At 66.1% G+C, this 15,788-nt stretch carries 14 protein-coding genes; 9 read left to right on the top strand and 5 right to left on the bottom strand.

Annotated features, from left to right (window positions below; translation table 11 throughout):
• Positions 1–43: 43 nt before the first annotated feature.
• Both I6J77_RS03805 and I6J77_RS03810 read left to right on the top strand, forming a co-directional pair.
• A complete protein-coding gene (locus I6J77_RS03805) occupies positions 44–964 on the top strand; it encodes a glycosyltransferase family 2 protein (RefSeq protein ID WP_204110626.1) in 921 nt (306 codons plus the stop codon).
• A gap of 60 nt (positions 965–1,024) precedes the next feature.
• Positions 1,025–1,930 carry a DMT family transporter gene (locus tag I6J77_RS03810; RefSeq protein ID WP_204110627.1) on the top strand — a complete coding sequence of 302 codons (906 nt, stop codon included), beginning with the start codon at positions 1,025–1,027 and terminating at the stop codon, positions 1,928–1,930.
• Here I6J77_RS03810 and I6J77_RS03815 read toward each other — a convergent pair.
• The 3 genes from I6J77_RS03815 to I6J77_RS03825 all read right to left on the bottom strand — a co-directional run bounded on the left by I6J77_RS03815 (position 1,927) and on the right by I6J77_RS03825 (position 4,809).
• Positions 1,927–2,430: a DUF2127 domain-containing protein gene (locus tag I6J77_RS03815; protein ID WP_204110628.1), complete on the bottom strand. Its 504-nt coding sequence runs from the start codon at positions 2,428–2,430 to the stop codon at positions 1,927–1,929. The two genes, I6J77_RS03810 and I6J77_RS03815, sit on opposite strands and share 4 nt — an antisense overlap.
• Before the next feature lie 107 nt (positions 2,431–2,537).
• Positions 2,538–2,732: a YbdD/YjiX family protein gene (locus I6J77_RS03820; protein ID WP_056717469.1), complete on the bottom strand. Its 195-nt coding sequence runs from the start codon at positions 2,730–2,732 to the stop codon at positions 2,538–2,540.
• Position 2,733: 1 nt separating this feature from the next.
• Positions 2,734–4,809 carry a carbon starvation CstA family protein gene (locus tag I6J77_RS03825; RefSeq protein ID WP_204110629.1) on the bottom strand — a complete coding sequence of 692 codons (2,076 nt, stop codon included), beginning with the start codon at positions 4,807–4,809 and terminating at the stop codon, positions 2,734–2,736.
• Between the two features lie 173 nt (positions 4,810–4,982).
• On the opposite strand from I6J77_RS03825, the gene I6J77_RS03830 reads away from it, so the two are divergent.
• The 5 genes from I6J77_RS03830 (at position 4,983) to I6J77_RS03850 (ending at position 9,754) form a co-directional block, all read left to right on the top strand.
• The gene (locus tag I6J77_RS03830) at positions 4,983–5,777 is read left to right on the top strand and encodes a DUF4197 domain-containing protein (RefSeq protein WP_204110630.1); all 795 of its coding nucleotides are present in this window, start codon (positions 4,983–4,985) and stop codon (positions 5,775–5,777) included.
• Positions 5,778–5,910: 133 nt separating this feature from the next.
• Positions 5,911–6,447, top strand: a complete 537-nt coding sequence (gene def / locus I6J77_RS03835; RefSeq protein ID WP_204110631.1) for a peptide deformylase — start codon at positions 5,911–5,913, stop codon at positions 6,445–6,447.
• 112 nt (positions 6,448–6,559) lie between these two features.
• The gene (locus I6J77_RS03840; protein ID WP_204110632.1) at positions 6,560–7,678 is read left to right on the top strand and encodes an erythromycin esterase family protein; all 1,119 of its coding nucleotides are present in this window, start codon (positions 6,560–6,562) and stop codon (positions 7,676–7,678) included.
• Between the two features lie 56 nt (positions 7,679–7,734).
• On the top strand, positions 7,735–8,943 hold the full coding sequence (locus tag I6J77_RS03845; protein WP_239309183.1) for an acyltransferase: 1,209 nt from the start codon (positions 7,735–7,737) through the stop codon (positions 8,941–8,943).
• A 442-nt stretch (positions 8,944–9,385) separates the two neighbouring features.
• Positions 9,386–9,754: a hypothetical protein gene (locus I6J77_RS03850; protein ID WP_204110633.1), complete on the top strand. Its 369-nt coding sequence runs from the start codon at positions 9,386–9,388 to the stop codon at positions 9,752–9,754.
• A 71-nt stretch (positions 9,755–9,825) separates the two neighbouring features.
• On the opposite strand, the gene I6J77_RS03855 is transcribed toward I6J77_RS03850, so the two are convergent.
• On the bottom strand, positions 9,826–10,632 hold the full coding sequence (locus tag I6J77_RS03855) for a hypothetical protein (RefSeq protein WP_239309184.1): 807 nt from the start codon (positions 10,630–10,632) through the stop codon (positions 9,826–9,828).
• 139 nt (positions 10,633–10,771) lie between these two features.
• Here I6J77_RS03855 and I6J77_RS03860 point away from each other — a divergent pair, with 139 nt between their 5' ends.
• Positions 10,772–11,005 (top strand): hypothetical protein, encoded by a 234-nt coding sequence (locus tag I6J77_RS03860; protein WP_056717476.1) that lies wholly within the window; start codon positions 10,772–10,774, stop codon positions 11,003–11,005.
• Positions 11,006–11,040: 35 nt separating this feature from the next.
• Here I6J77_RS03860 and pyrF read toward each other — a convergent pair whose 3' ends face one another.
• Entirely contained in the window at positions 11,041–11,859 is an 819-nt protein-coding gene (gene pyrF, locus I6J77_RS03865; RefSeq protein WP_204110634.1) for an orotidine-5'-phosphate decarboxylase, read from the bottom strand.
• A gap of 1,017 nt (positions 11,860–12,876) precedes the next feature.
• Between pyrF and I6J77_RS03870 the strand changes: the two genes are divergently transcribed.
• Positions 12,877–15,780 (top strand): TonB-dependent receptor, encoded by a 2,904-nt coding sequence (locus tag I6J77_RS03870; RefSeq protein WP_239309185.1) that lies wholly within the window; start codon positions 12,877–12,879, stop codon positions 15,778–15,780.
• Positions 15,781–15,788 lie beyond the last annotated feature (8 nt).

Consider the following 15,788-nt stretch of genomic DNA (forward strand, 5'->3'; position numbering starts at 1 on the left):
CTTCGAGGTTTTACGTTCACGCGTCACCGCGCATACTTGCCGAATGGATACCCCTGCATTCCATCGCTCGCCGTTCACGCTGCCGCTCAGCGTGGTCGTGGTATCCGCCGACAGCGGTCCGGCCCTGCGCGAATGCGTGCGCAGCATCCTGGCCAGTTCGCAGGCGCTGGAGCTGCTGCTGATCGACAACGATTCGCACGACGGCGTGCCCGAGGCGATCGAGCGCGCCCATGCGCACGACAACCGGCTCAAGGTGATCTATAACCACCGCAACCTCGGCTTCGGCCCCGCGGTGAACCTCGCCTCGCAACAGGCGCAGGGCGATGCGCTGCTGGTGCTCAATCCCGACTGCATCCTGCGCGACGGCGACCTGCAGCGACTGGTCGGCCTGCTGGCCGGCAAGCCGAAGGTGGGGCTGATCGGCGCGGTGGTCTGTGATGCCGATGGTCGCGCCGATCCGGCGTCCTGGCGGCGTGATCCGCTGCTGCAGCGCTCGCTCAACAGCCTGCTCAACCGGGCCGGCGAGAAGGTCAACGTGGACGAGGAGATCCCGCCCCGGCTGATCGAGGCCGAGGCGGTGTCCGGCGCGCTGATGCTGATGCCGCGCGCGCTGTTCCGCCGCATGGGCGGTTTCGACGAAGACTACTTCCTGCACTGCGAGGACCTGGACCTGTGCCGGCGCGTGCGCGACATCGGCTACCAGGTGCTGCTGGCCGGCGACATCCGGATACACCACGGCAAGGGCAGCTCCAGCCGGCACCGTCCGGTGTTCGTCAGTCGGCACAAGCACCGGGGCATGTGGCAGTGGTTCCGCAAGCACGACCCGGCGGCCGACAACCGGCTGGTTTCGGTGACCGTGTGGCTGGGTATCTGGACCCACTTCCTGCTGCAGATTCCCGGGCAGCTGTGGCGGTTGCTGCTGCTGAAGGCCCGCCGCCGGCCGCCGCCGGTCGACAACGAATAGGCCGCGACACCGCGCGCCGGTTGCGCTAACTTGCCCGCCTCACTGCCCGGCCGCCTTCCGATGTCCGTCACCCACCGCCGCCTCACCACGCTGGCCACGCTCGGCCTCATCGCGATGACCGCCGTGTGGGGCTCGACCTTCGTGCTGATCAAGGACGTGGTCGGGCGCATGCCGGTGGCGGACTTCCTCGCCGTGCGTTTCGCCATCGCCGCGGTGGCGATGCTGGTGCTGTTCGCCCGGCCGGTGTGGCGGCTGGGTCGACGCCAGGTGCTGCGCGGCCTGCTGCTGGGCCTGGTCTACGGTTGCGGCCAGCTGCTGCAGACCTGGGGCCTGTCGCTGATCGCGCCCAGCGTCAGCGGTTTCGCCACCGGCATGTATGTGGTGTTCACGCCGATCCTGGCGATGCTGCTGCTGGGCCAGCGCATGGCCGGCATCGTGTGGCTGGCGGTGGCGCTGTCCACGCTGGGTCTTGGCCTGCTGTCGTTGAACGGCGTGTCGGTGGATCTCGGCGTGTGGCTGACCCTGGCCTCGGCCGCGCTGTACGCGCTGCACATCGTGCTGCTCGGCCAGTGGTCGCGACCGGGCGACGCGTTCGGCCTGTCGGCGGTGCAGATGGTCGCGATCGCGGTGGTCTGCCTGCTCGCCACCGCGCCGCATGGGCCGGTGCTGCCACCCGATCGCGGCGCGTGGCTGGCCATCCTGTACATGGCGCTGATCGCCGGCGCCGGCGCGATGCTGATGCAGACCTGGGCGCAGTCGCACCTGCCGGCCGCCCGCGCCGCGATCGTGATGACCACCGAGCCGGTATTCGCCGCCGCGTTCGCGGTGTTGCTGGGTGTCGACGCGCTCAGCTGGCGCATGGTCGTCGGCGGCGGGCTGATCCTGGCCGCGATGTACCTGGTGGAGCTGATGCCGCGGCGGCAGGGCGAGGCGCTGCCGGCCGAGGCGGTCCATCACGAAGTCTAGGCGGGCGCTTTCGGCGCGCGCGGCTGCAGCGCGATGCGCACCAGGTAGATGATGATCACCACATTGCCGAGCAGGGTGGCCAGCTTCAGCCAGCCGAAGTGGTACAGCGTCTCGTACAGTTCCAGCGGAATCAGCGAGCCGGTGGCGATCACGGTGAACCATTCGGCCCAGTGCTTGCCCAGCCACAGGCCCACGCCCTCGATCGCGAACAGCACCGCGTAGCCCAGCGCCACCGCGCCGACCGCCACGAACCTGCTGGGGCCGAAGTCCTGCAGCACCTCCACCAGCTTCCAGCGCAGGCCGTTGCTGTCGGCCAGCGAAAGATGCTCCAGCCAGTGCACCAGCCGGTCGAAATTCTGCTCGTGGTAGAAATGGAAGGCGGCCATCGCCACCAGCAGCAGGCAGACGGTCTTGACCATCTCGTAGATGGCGATGATGCGCAGGCCGGCGTGATGCTGTGACGGCGTGGCGGAAGGCGAGGGATGCTTGCGTGGGAACATGGAGGCCAGGCGGTACAGGCAATCCGCCCATTGTCCTCGCCTGGGCCGGGATCGCCAGTGCGCTTTGGCACGGCGATCACCGGGAGAGCCTCAGGATTGCGGCGGAATCAGCAGCAGCGCCCGCCGCCGCCCTTGTAGCGGGCTTCCTGCCGTTCGCGGAAGAACTCGCCGTAGCTGGGCACCTTGCGCTCGGGATGATGCTCGCGCAGATGCTTCACGTAGACGTCGTAGTCGGGCACGCCGCAGCACAGGCGGGCGGTCTGCACCGCCCACTTGCGCACGGACCGGAAGGTCGCGTTCATCTCAGCCGGCCACGCTGGTCAGCGCCACGTACGGTTCCTCGTGTGCGGTCGGGTGGTTCGCCTTCCAGCCCCTGACCAGCGCGCGCAGGCAGAACGCCACCATCGCCACGATCAGCAGCATGAACAGGCCGGTCAGCGCCATGTCCACGTAGTTGTTGGTGACGATCTGCTGCATCTCGGCCTGGGTCTTCGCCGGAGCCAGCAACTGGCCCTGCTGCATCGCGGCCGAATACTTGTTGGCGGCGGCGGTGAAGCTGATCGGGCCGCTGAGCTTCTGCCAGCCCGCGGTGAGCGTGCAGATGATCAGCCAGATCGCGGGGATGCCCGGCACCCACACGTAGCGCTCGCGCTTCAGTTTCACCACCACCACGGTGGCCAGCATCAGCGCGATCGCGGCCAGCATCTGGTTGGCGATGCCGAACAGCGGCCACAAGGTGTTGATGCCGCCGAGCGGGTCGACCGCGCCCTGGTACAGGAAGTAGCCCCAGATGAACACGCAGATCGCGGTGGCCAGCAGGTTGCCGGTCCACGAGTCGGTTTCCTGCAGCGGCTTGTGGATCAGGCCGGCGATCTCCTGGATCATGAAACGGCCCACGCGGGTGCCGGCGTCCACCGTGGTGAGGATGAACAGCGCCTCGAACAGGATGGCGTAGTGGTACCAGAACGCCATCATGCCGCCGCCGGGGATGATGTTGTGCAGCAGCTGGGCCATGCCCACGGCCAGCGTCGGTGCGCCGCCGGCGCGGCTGAGGATGCTGTTCTCGCCGATGTTCCTGGCCGTCTGGATCAATTCGTCCGGGGTCACCACGAAGCCCCACTGGCTGATCGTGGTGGCGGCGTCCTGTACGGTGGTGCCGATGATCGCGCCCGGCGCGTTCATCGCGAAGTACACGCCCGGGTGCAGCGAGGCGGCGGCGACCAGCGCCATGATCGCCACGAACGCCTCCATCAGCATGCCGCCGTAGCCGACCATGCGCGCCTGGCTTTCGTTGGCCAGCAGCTTGGGCGTGGTGCCCGAGGCGATGATCGAGTGCCAGCCCGATACCGCGCCGCAGGCAATCGTGATGAACAGGAACGGGAACAGGTTGCCGGCGAACACCGGGCCGCTGCCGTCGATGAAACGCGTCACCGCCGGCATCTGCAGCATCGGCGCGGACAGGAAGATCGCCAGCGCCAGCAGCGCGATGGTGCCGATCTTGAGGAACGTGCTGAGGTAATCGCGCGGCGCCAGCAGCAGCCACACGGGCAGCACCGAGGCGCAGAAGCCGTAGCCGATCAGCCACCAGGCCAGCGCCTTGGCGTCGAAATCGAACAGCGGCGCCAACGTGGCCGACTCGGCCACGAAGCGGCCGGCCCAGATCGACGCCAGCAGCAACAGCAGGCCGATGATCGACACTTCGAGAATCCGGCCGGGCCGGAACCAGCGCAGATAGACGCCCATCAGCAACGCGATCGGAATGGTGGCGGCCACGGTGAAGGTGCCCCACGGGCTGTGCGTGAGCGCCTTGACCACCACCAGGGCCAGCACCGCCAGCACGATCATCATCAGCACCAGCACGCCGATCATCGCCACCAGGCCGGGCACCGGGCCCAGTTCCTCGCGCAGCATGTGGCCGAGCGAGCGGGCGTCGCGGCGCAGCGAGAGGCCGAGGATCATGAAATCCTGCACCGCGCCAGCAAACACCACGCCGAACAGGATCCACAAGGTGCCGGGCAGGTAACCCATCTGCGCGGCCAGCACCGGACCCACCAGCGGGCCGGCGCCGGCGATCGCGGCGAAGTGGTGGCCGAACACCACCCACTTGTCGGTGGGCACGTAATCGAGGCCGTCGTTGCGCAGCACCGACGGCGGCGCACGGGTCGGGTCGAGCTTCAGCACCGAGTGCTCGACGAACTTGCCGTAGAAGCGGTAGCCGATCACGAAGATCGCAATGGAGGCGGCCACCAGCCAGATCGCGTTGATCGGCTCGCCTCGTCGCAGCGCCACCACACCCAGGCAGAACGCACCCACGATGGCGATGGCGACCCACAATATCTTGCTGGCCGGGCTGGGCTTGGGCATGACGGTGGCTTGCATGGCTGGGCTCTCCTCGGTGGTCGCCCAAGGGTCTGCCCGTCGGGCGGCGGGGTCAATCCCAAAACCCGCAAAGCGGCATTAGCCATTGGTCGAATGGCGTGGCGATGGAGATCACGCCATGGGCGGGATCGCAGGGCTACACTGATCGCCCTGTCGATCCCGAGGAATTCGTCATGCGTATCGCCATTCGCCACGGCGTGTTCGGACTGGCTTTTGCCGCAGCGATGGTGCCGTTGACGGCGATGGCTGCCGGGCAGTTCAAGGACCTTCTGAACAAGGTCAAGCAATCGACCCACAGCTCGAACTCCTCGCAGCCGGGCAGCAACCTGCCGAACAGCGACATTGCCGCCGGCCTCAAGGAGGCGTTGGCCAAGGGCACCACCAATGCGATCAACAGCCTGGGCCGCGACGGTGGCTTCTGGAACAACAGCAAGGTGCGCATCCCGTTGCCGGGCAAGCTCGAACAGGCCGGCAAGCTGGCGCGTCAGCTAGGCCAGGGCGCCAGGGTCGATGCGTTCGAGCTGAGCATGAACCGGGCGGCGGAAAAGGCGGTGCCGCAGGTGGCCGAGATCTTCGGCGACGCGATCCGCAAGATGACGCTGAGCGACGCACGGGGCATCCTCACCGGCGGCGACCATGCGGCCACCGACTTCTTCCGTCGGGTAGCCGGCGACGCGCTGACCGCTCGCATCCACCCGATCGTGGCCAGGACCACCGACAGCGTCGGCGTCACCCAGAAGTACAAGTCGTTCACCTCGGGCAGCGCGGGCGGCGAACTGGGCGGCTTGCTGGGATCGCTCGGTGGCGGCAAGTCGAACAGGAACGGCAACGCGCTGGACCTGGACGATTACGTCACGAAGAAGACGCTGGACGGCCTGTTCACCACCATCGGCGAACAGGAGCAGTCGATCCGCCACAACCCCGGCGCCCGCACCACCGATCTGCTGAAGAAGGTGTTCGGCGGCTGAAGCCGCTTGCGGCTTCGGCAAATCGGTACGGGTTTTGCCCGGCTTTTTGCTCTTGCAGCATTGGCATCGCCGCTTGCATCGACATCGCATCGACCACAAATCATCCAGTAACAGCGTTCAAGGCGAGGCTCCCATGATTCGTGAAATCCTGAAAATGGGCGATCCGCGCCTGCTGCGCGTCGCGCCGATCGTGCCCACCGCGATGATCGGCACGGCCGAACTCGATGCGCTGATCGTCGACATGTTCGACACCATGCACGCCGCCGACGGTGTGGGGCTGGCCGCGCCGCAGATCGGTGTCGACCTGCAGCTGGTGATCTTCGGTTTCGACAACAGCGAACGCTACCCCGAGGCGCCGGCGGTGCCGCGCACGATCCTGCTCAATCCGGTGATCACGCCGTTGTCGCAGGACATGGAGGAGGGCTGGGAAGGCTGCCTGTCCGTGCCGGGCCTGCGTGGCGCGGTGAACCGCTACAGCCTGATCCGCTACCAGGGCATCGACCCCCAGGGCGAACGCATCGACCGCCGCGCCGAAGGCTTCCACGCCCGCGTGGTGCAGCACGAATGCGACCACCTGATCGGCCGGCTGTATCCGTCGCGCATCACCGACTTCAGCCGCTTCGGCTACACCGACGTGCTGTTCCCGGGGCAGGATCTTGGGGACGACTGAACGGGACGGGAGGGATGCGTCGTCGGTGACGGACAGAGTCTGGCGGCAAATGGCCGTCCTGATGCTGTCGCTGCTGGCGTGCACGGCAGCTGCATCCGTGTGGGCACACCCGATGGATCATGCCGTCGCGGCGCCTACCGAACTTGATCGCGCGGTTCATGCGGTCTGCTCGAAGCAGGTGGTGCTGCTCGGGGAAGATCAGCACCATGCGGGCGCCACGACCATCGCGGTGAAGTCGCTGCTGCTCGAACGACTGGTCAGGGAATGCGGTTTTCGCGGCGTGGTCTTCGAAAGCCAGTTCTACGACATGCTGGATTTCGAACAGGCCACCGCCAGGGGTACGGCGACCCCCGGGCAACTCGGGGATGCCATCGGCGCATTGTGGTCGCGCTACGCCGCCTTCGCGCCGCTCGGGCAATGGCTGTTTGCCGAGACGCAAGCGGGGCGTGTGCTGTTGGCCGGCATGGACCCGCAAGTGGGTGGTGTGACGGCCCGCTATTCGCAGCAACGGTTGCCGACAGACTTGTCGTCCGTGCTGGTCGGCGATCGACGCGAGGCGTGCAGCAGGATCATCGGGCGTCATGATCGCTGGGAATACGATGACAGCCATCCTTTCAGCGCCAGCGCAGTGCAGCAGCTGCGCGATTGCCTGCGGGATATCCGGGCGAAGCTCGATGCGAAGGATGCCAGGCCGTCCTCTGTGCTGGGCGCGATGGCGGACTCGTATGCCAGCTATCTGGATTTCGCGGGGGAAGACCCCGGTGGTCTGCGCGATCGGGCGATGTATCGGAACCTCGCGTGGGTCCGCGCACATTGGCCACCGAATACGCGCATCGTGGTGTGGTGCGCCAGCGTGCACGCGGCGAAGACGCTGGACGGCGTCAGGCCGGGTGTCCGCCCGCTGGGAAGTTACCTGGCCGAGGCGCTGGGCGATCGCGTTGCCGCGATCGGCTTCAGTGCACTTGGCGGCAGTTACGGTCACGTGGGTGGACACGGAACACCACGGCCTCTTGCCCCGGCGGCACCGGACAGCCTGGAGTCGCGCGCCTTTGCCGCGGGCGGGCCGGACGCCTTGCGCTTCGTCGATCGCGCGCAGCTCGCCTCGATGGGCGAGATCCCTGGCCGCGCCCTCGACTATGGAAAATTCCACGCGCTGGACTGGTCGCGGGTGCTGGACGGCGTGATCGTCCTGCGGGAAGAGACGGCCGCCACGGCCATGCCGGCGGACTGAGTCCATTGTCCCGGTCGTGAGTGGCCGGATTCGCAAGCGCATCCCGGAGACGAAGGATGAAGGCCATCTGCAACGACATCGTGCTGGCCAAGAGCGACGACACCGTCGCGGCGACCGGCGCCCGCAACCCCGGCATCGACCTGTTGCGCGGGCTGGCGATCGTGCTGGTGGTGCTCAACCACCTGGGCTTGCGCATGCCGTTGAAGCAGAGTGCGCTGGCCGACGTGCTGCCGGCATGGTTGCTGAGCCGCCTGAACTACAACGGCTACGAGGCCGTGTTCGTGTTCTTCGTGATTTCCGGCTTCCTGATCGCGGGCAATGCGCTGCGCCGCTGGGGCAGCCTGGAGCGGATCGACCTGCGCGCGTTCTACACGCGGCGCTTCGCCCGCATCGTGCCCTGCCTGCTGGCGCTGATCGTGGTGCTCAGCGTGCTGCACCTGCTGGGCGTGCAGGATTACGTGATCCATCGCGAGGGCCAGTCGCTGCCGCGGGCGATCTTCGCCGCGCTCGGCCTGCATCTGAACTGGTATGAAGGCCGGACCGGTTACCTGCCCGGCAACTGGGACGTGCTGTGGTCGTTGTCGATCGAGGAAGTGTTCTACATCGGTTTCCCGCTGGTCTGCCTGGCGACGCGTCGGCGTGGGGTGCTGATGCTGTTGCTGGGCGTGCTGGCGCTGTCGATGCCGTGGACGCATGCCGCCTTGCGCGGCAACGAGATATGGCAGGAGAAGGCGTACCTGCCCGGCATGTCGGCGATCGCCATCGGTGTGCTGGGTGCATTGCTGGCAGCGCATTGGCGCTTGCCGCCACGACGCACCGGCGGGTTGCTGGGTTGGCTCGGCGCGGTCGGCCTGATCGCGGCAATGATCTTCAGGGCCGCGATGTGGCAGCTGCTTCGCGACGGTTACCTGTTGCTGCTGGCGGCTTCGGCGCTGTGCCTGCTGCTGGCCTGCGAGCAGCGCCAGCGGCGCGGCCCGTGGCCACCGTGGCGCGGGCTGGGCTGGCTGCGTTCGTGGGGTCGGCTCAGCTACGAGATCTACCTGAGCCACATGTTCGTGGTGTTCGCCGTGGTGCGGATTTTCCGGCTGACCGGCGGCGATCCGCGTTGGGGGTGCCTGTGGTACCTGCTGGCGTTGCCGTCGTGCTGGCTGCTTGGCAAGGCGGTGGAGCGCTGGCTGTCGCTGCCGTGTGAACGCTGGTTGCGTGCACGGCTGTTGCGCCCGCACGCGGCTGCAGGCGCCCCGGTGGCGATGGCGGTCGACTGAGAGGTTGTGATTTTTTTCAACCTCGAAGCCCGGTCAGGACTGGCCGGGCGCGGATCAGTCACGCAAGTGACTGATCCGCGTGAGCACGTCCGGGCATGTACGGGACGTACGACAGAAGAAAACCACAGAAAGTGGTTTTCTTCACAAGCTCTGAGCGCTTGTCGTTCGCCGGCATGCGAACTTCATGATGCGGGCCGCGCCAGGCTGGCGTCATGCGGCGTGGCCGCGGCGGGAAACGCGTTCTTTGCCGCTTGGCGCCCGTGGCTGCTCAAGTGCGCGGGTGTGGACGCCATCTTGACCACGCCCCCTGTAGCTTCGGGAAGTGCCGCGCTTGCCGCCGCGGACAGGTTGCGCCCGACCCGGCGCTGCATGGCACGAAGAACGCTCCCGGGCGAGCTGCAGGACGTCCGGCCGGAAGAGAGAGCTCTGGAACATCGGCAACATGAACCATGCCAAGCCACCACCGTCACGCCACGTAGTCGATTGGGATCATCCCGATCTGAAACCTCTGCTCGACAGGACGGCGGGATGGGGCCTGGACCATCGGGGCGTGTTCGAGCCCGTTCCGTGCGAACTGCACGTGGGCTGGGGGGCGGCGGTTGGCCGTCCCGCGTCGGTGATGTACGAAGGCGATGGCGTGCTGGTGATCGCGGCGAACTTCGTCATTGCTCCGGCGGAGAACATCCGGATCGACTACCTGCAGGCGGGCCGCATGCGCTCGCGTTGGGGCGTCGTGGTCGAAGGCCGCGCCGGGCTTCGCGCCGAAGATGCCGAAAACGGCACCCGGGTGTACTGGGTGCACATGCGCTGAGCTTGCGGCGAGGACGCGCGAAGCTCGGGTGGCGAATCTGCGAGCCGTCCATGGCCCGCCTGTCACCTTGCTCAGTGCTTTTTGGCCTGCGCAGCCTGTTCCTTCTCCGCGGCGGCCTTCGCCGATGCGGCATCATCGAACTGCCACGCCGGCTTGTTGGCGTCATCGAGGTTCAGTTGTGCGCGCGCAAGTCCATCCGTGCCGTTGAACTGGACATGGGCGGTTTTGGCGTCGGTACCCATTTCAAAGGCCGGCCCCCGGGCCTTGGGGTCGCCGTAGTTGATGTACATCCCGGCGAAATTGTCCTGGTCGTCCACCATCAGGCCGATGGCCTCGTACGGGGGCGTGGCCCGATCGAGCGCGATGCCGACGCGTCCGGTGCCCATCGACGCCATGCCGCCGCGCTCGCTGCCCTTGGTGTCGTAAAGCGTCATGCCGTAGTTGTTGTCGTCGCCCCGGCGCTTGTAGGTCTTGCCATCGATATGCAGGGTCGGGGTTTGCCCGACCGCGAGACGGTCGGCGCCGGTCTTGCCGAGGAAGATGATGCCGTCCGAAGCATCGTCCTTGCGGGTGCGGTCCTTGCTGGCCGGCACCGGTGCGCCGATCAGGATGCGGTCGTGGCCCTGGGCATCGGTGATCACCAGGCCCTGCGTGCGGATGATCGCGTCGGGCTTGGCCGACGCCTCCGGTTTGCGCAGCAGGGACATGGCGGCCAGGGCAATCACCGCCAGCAGGGCGACGATCACCAGTACACGCAAACGGGCCACTTCATGTTGCAGGCGATTCCAGTCTTCCATGCGGATGTCGTTCCGGTCGGACATGCGTTGTGTTCCTTGTGGGTAAGGGGTCTGCGCGGTGGGCGGCAGGTGGTCGGCCATCGGCAGCTGCCAAGACTACAGCGCTCGCGAACCCCGGGCGCCATCGGAAAACATCGCAGGAAGATGCGATGGCGTAGAGTGGGTCGGGGGCGGAATCCCGCCCGGGAGAATTCTGGTGAAGAAAGAAGATGAAACGCACATGCAGATCGTGTCTGCGGACATCAGTTCGGAATCGCTGACCGGCATGGTGATCTTCCGGCCCCATTGCGTGTCGCGCGCGGGACGCAATCTGGCCGAGGTGGGCAAGAGCGGCAACTGGTATGCCTTGCGGCCGGCCGAGGTGCGCAGCTTTGCGCGCGCGCTGCTCGATGCGGCGGACGCGCTCGACCTGAAGACGAAGATGCAGCACGCGGCGAAGTCCGCCGCGGTGTGACCCATGCGCCGGCGGCGCGCCGGCGCATGGGTCATTCAATCGTGCCGATGACGATTGATGGTGTCGCGCAGTTCGCTGGCGGCGGCACGCGCGGCGAGCGCGAAGTCCTCGCCATCTCCCGCGTACAGGATCGCCCGCGACGAGCTGATCATCAGACCCGCGCCATCGCTTGTGCGGCCATGGCGCAGCACCGCTTCCACGTCGCCGCCCTGGGCGCCGATGCCCGGCACCAGCAGCGGCATGTCGCCGACCGCCGCACGCACCTTGCCCAGTTCTTCCGGCCAGGTGGCGCCGGTGACCAGGGCGCAGTTGCCGTTCGCGTTCCAGTCGCGGGCGATGGTCTCGGCCACGCGCAGATAGAGCGGTAGCCCACTGCAATCCAGCGCCTGGAAATCCGCGCCGCCCGGATTGGACGTGCGACAGAGCAGGATCACGCCCTTGTCGGCGCGGTCCAGAAACGGCTGGATCGAATCGCGACCCATGTACGGGTTCAAGGTCACCGCGTCGGCACCGAAGCGCTCGAAGGCTTCGCTGACGTAATGCTGCGCGGTGCTGCCGATGTCGCCGCGCTTGGCGTCGAGGATCACCGGCACGCCGGGATGCTTGTCGTGGACATGCGCGATCAGCCGTTCCAGCGCGTCCTCGGCGCGCAGCGCGGCGAAGTGCGCGATCTGCGGCTTGAACGCGCAGACCAGGTCGGCGGTGGCGTCGACGATGCTCCGGCAAAATTCGAACACCGCGTCAGGCGTGTCGCGCAGGTGTGCGGGAAATTTCGCCGGTTCCGGATCGATGCCTACGCAGACCAGGGTGCCATGTTCGTCCCAGCGCCGCCGCAGGGTGTCTTGGAAGCGCATGGCATGGAGCTCCGGTGAAAAGGTGGTCGTGTAGTTTAACGAAGCGCATGCGATCCCGTGCGTCGCCTTCGCGTTCCCTGTCGCGTCGACGCCTCGCACAACTCATGGGCATCGTTGAGCGCCGGGCGATGGCGTGCGTGTGTACGGCGCAGCCCCGGCTGGCGTTGCGCAGGCGTACGAGGGGCTGGCCGCCTTCAGGGGTGCCAACGGGTCCGGCAGACAGGCGCCGGAGCGCCATCCTGTGCGATGCAGCCCGATGCCCGAGCGCATTGGCGGGTCTCTCCTCAAGATTCCGCGGACCCGGGCTCGCCCATGGCGTTTTTTGCGTCGCAGCGTGACATCTCGCGTCTTCGGCGAATTAATGGTCCCAAGGGATTTAGAACGATCCAAATCAGGTAATTCCAGGTCATCTCGCGGTGCGAATGATCCGGACGAGTTGATTGGATCAAGCCAGGGAGCAGCAGCGGCGGACAACGGTGCCGAGCCGTCCCTGTTCCAGGCAGCCGCTTTGGCGGCAGACGATCCGGGCACTCTCCACAGTGCATCCAAGGCCTTGAAAGCGCATGCCAACGTCAAGTCGACAACCTGACGGCCAAAAATTTAGATCGGTCTAATTTCGCCAGGGACGGGAAGAACACAACTGCACAATCGCGCAAATCACGCATCCGGCAGCACGTGATCAACCGGGGGGAATCACCGCTGACTCCAGAAGGACGTACATCGAATGGGGATCAAGAAATGACTCATCTGCCTCACGTCTCTAACCGCAAGCCGTTGTATGCCGCACTCGCTCTGGTGACCTTGTCGTTTGGCGGGTCCCTGGGGCTGTCCGGGGTTGCCGATGCTGCACAGGTATCGCCGCCAGCCGGAAGCGCGCCAGCGACACCGCCGTCCGGGCAAGCTGCCGACAACGCAAAGGCAACCAGGTCAGGCAAGAAAAAGGCCGCGGAGAAAACAAACCCCACCAATCTGCAAGCGGTCGTCGTTACCAGCTACACACAGTCGATCGACCAGAACATGCTGGAAAAACGCGATGCGAATTCCATCGTCGAGGTGATCAACGCGCAGAACATCGCGCAGTTCCCCGCCAAGAACATCGCCGATGCCCTTGCGCACGTGCCGGGCGTGGTCATCAGCCGTGAGTCCGGCGAGGGCAAGACGGTCAGCATCCGCGGCCTTTCGCCCGAACTGACACTGACGGAATTGAACGGCAACTACGTGGCCTCGGCCGATACCTCCGCCGGCCTCACGCGCTCCTTCAACTACACGCTGATGCCGTCCAACATGTTCTCGGACATCAAGCTCTACAAGAGCCTGGAAGCACGCCTGGACGAAGGCGGCATCGGCGGCAACGTGGACCTGCGCACGCGCCGCCCGCTGGAGATGAAGGCGAACGACGGTTTCGTGTCCCTCAACGGGGCGGGCTCCGACAACAGCAGCAGGATCACTCCCCAGGTATCGGCACTGTGGTCCTGGAAGAACAAGGACGAGACCTTCGGCGTCCTGGTCGCCGGCACGTACCACAAGCGCCGCGATGTCGACTACACGGCCAACGCGTCGAGCTGGCACTGGTGGAGCAACGACTGCACCGACCACGCCTCGTGTACCGCGCCGCCCACGGACGTGCATGGCAATCCGTACGGCGCCGATGTGGCACCGAACATCGACCTGTGGTCCGGCGGCGGCGTGGTCGACCAGGCCGGCAACGGCTACAACGGTTACTGGATGCCGCAGCAGTTCAGCACCAGCCGGAACCAGCTGGAGCTGAAGACCAAGGGCATCCAGGCCACCATGCAGTTCAAGCCCGGCGATCATTTCCTGCTGACGGGCAACTACTTCCGCTTCCAGCGCCAGCAGACCCAGATCACCAACACGCTCGAGATTCCCGAGTGGGGCCTGCCCAGCAACAGCAACTTCACGGACCAGCAGGGCCGGCTGCTGGCGCCTAATGGCCTGACGTTCGACCCGTCGCATACCGTCGTCACCGGCGCGAACTACGTGCTTCCGCCCGCGGGCCAGGGCTGCAACGCGCTGACCAACCCCAGCACCGGTGCGGTGCGCCAGCCGGTGGATGTCTGCTCGACCGAGATCCCGTGGCTCAACGGCAACTATTCCGTCGAGAAGGCCACCTCGCAGACGCTCAACCTCGAAGGCGAGTGGGACAACGGCGGCGCCCTCAGCGGCACGTTCAACATCGGCCGCACCTGGGCGACGGGCGGCCCGTCGATCGAGTTGGGCATGGCGGCCAAGCCGCGCAACTTCGTCAACGGCCAGTGGGTGGACGGCAGCAACGGCGCCGCGTGGACGCTGGACGGCAAGCCGACCATCACCGCCTCGCCGGACGTGCTGCAGAACATGCTGGCAGGTGCGGGACAGGTGGATCTCGGCTCGACCGGCTCCAACATGGTCAACACCGACACCTCGCAGAATTTCGCCCAGGCGGACTTCACGCTGGCTCTCGGTTCCAGCTGGATGCAATCGCTGCAATTCGGCGTCAAGTATCGCGACAACCACGCCGAACAGCAGAGCAACGAGGTCCGCTGGTACTGCAAGGGCACCACGGAGCAGTTCCAGACCTGCGATCCCAATGCCGGCCAGCTGCCGGCCAGCTTCCTCCTGCCGAACCCGCTCGACGGCAACAACGAGGCCTACAACGACAACACCTTCCCGGCGATCAATTTCCCGGCCTACTACAACTACCTCAACTCGACCTACGACCGGGTGATCTACAACAAGCCCCAGAACAAGTCGTCGATCCAGGAAAAGATCTCCGCGGCCTATGTCCAGGCGAACTTCGACACCGGCACGCTGCGCGGCAATGTGGGCCTGCGTTTCGTCAGCACGGAGCAGAACCTCACCGTTGCCGACGAGGTCACCACCAACAACGCGGTGTATTACCACGACGCGGCGGGCAACATCCTGATCTGCCCGGCCTCCGGCGTGAATGCCGGCGGCGGCGCCTGCGCGCCGGGCGACTTCCAGTACCTGCCGCGCGAGCAGGCGGTCGTCGAGGCGTACACCAATGCCTCTACCCGCAAGCGCTACAACAAGCTGCTGCCGAGCTTCAACATCGCATGGACCTTCGCCGATGACTTCGTGCTGCGTGCCGCCGGCTCGCAGGCGATGGCCCGCGCCAACTACACCGACCTGGCCCAGCTCGGCAGCCTGACCAACAACACCGTGGACTATTACAACGACCGCAAGCAGTTCGGCGCCCCGCCGCCGGGCTGGTACGGCAGCGGCGCGAATGCGGACCTGAAGCCGTTCACGGCCACCCAGTTCGACCTGGCGGGCGAGTGGTATTACGCGCCGCACTCGGTCGTCGGCATCGACCTGTTCCAGAAGAAGGTGAAGAACTTCGTCGTGCCGGTCACCGTCAACAACATCACGGTGGATGTCGGCGGCACGCAGGAGAATTTCCTGCAGTACAGCACCAATGCCAACGGCCGCTCGGGCACGTCCAAGGGCATCGAGCTCTATACGCAGCACACCTTCGACTCGGGCTTTGGCTACATCGCCAACTACACGCTCAACAAGACCAACGAAACCCCCGTTTCGCTGGGCGATACCCAAGTCGGCAAGTCGGAGCTGATCGGCAGCGCCAAGTACGCCGCCAACGTGTCGCTGTTCTATGAAAAGCATGGGCTGTTGTTGCGTGCCAGCGACAACTGGACCGGCCGCACCATGCAGGGCCTGGCCGCGGGGCTGCCCATCTACTCGCAGCCGTATCACCAGATCGATCTGAACGGCGACTACGAGTTCAACAAGCACCTGATGGTGACCGCGTCGATCATCAACCTGACCAAGTCGACGCCCCATTCGTACCTGGGCTCGGACACCCGGGCACGGTTGAACTCGCTGGAGTATGCCGGCCGCCAGTATTACGTGGGCCTGACGTACAAATTCGGCGATGGCGGTTAAGCAGGAAG

Origin of the sequence: Rhodanobacter sp. FDAARGOS 1247 (assembly GCF_016889805.1) — a bacterium.
GTDB lineage: Bacteria > Pseudomonadota > Gammaproteobacteria > Xanthomonadales > Rhodanobacteraceae > Rhodanobacter.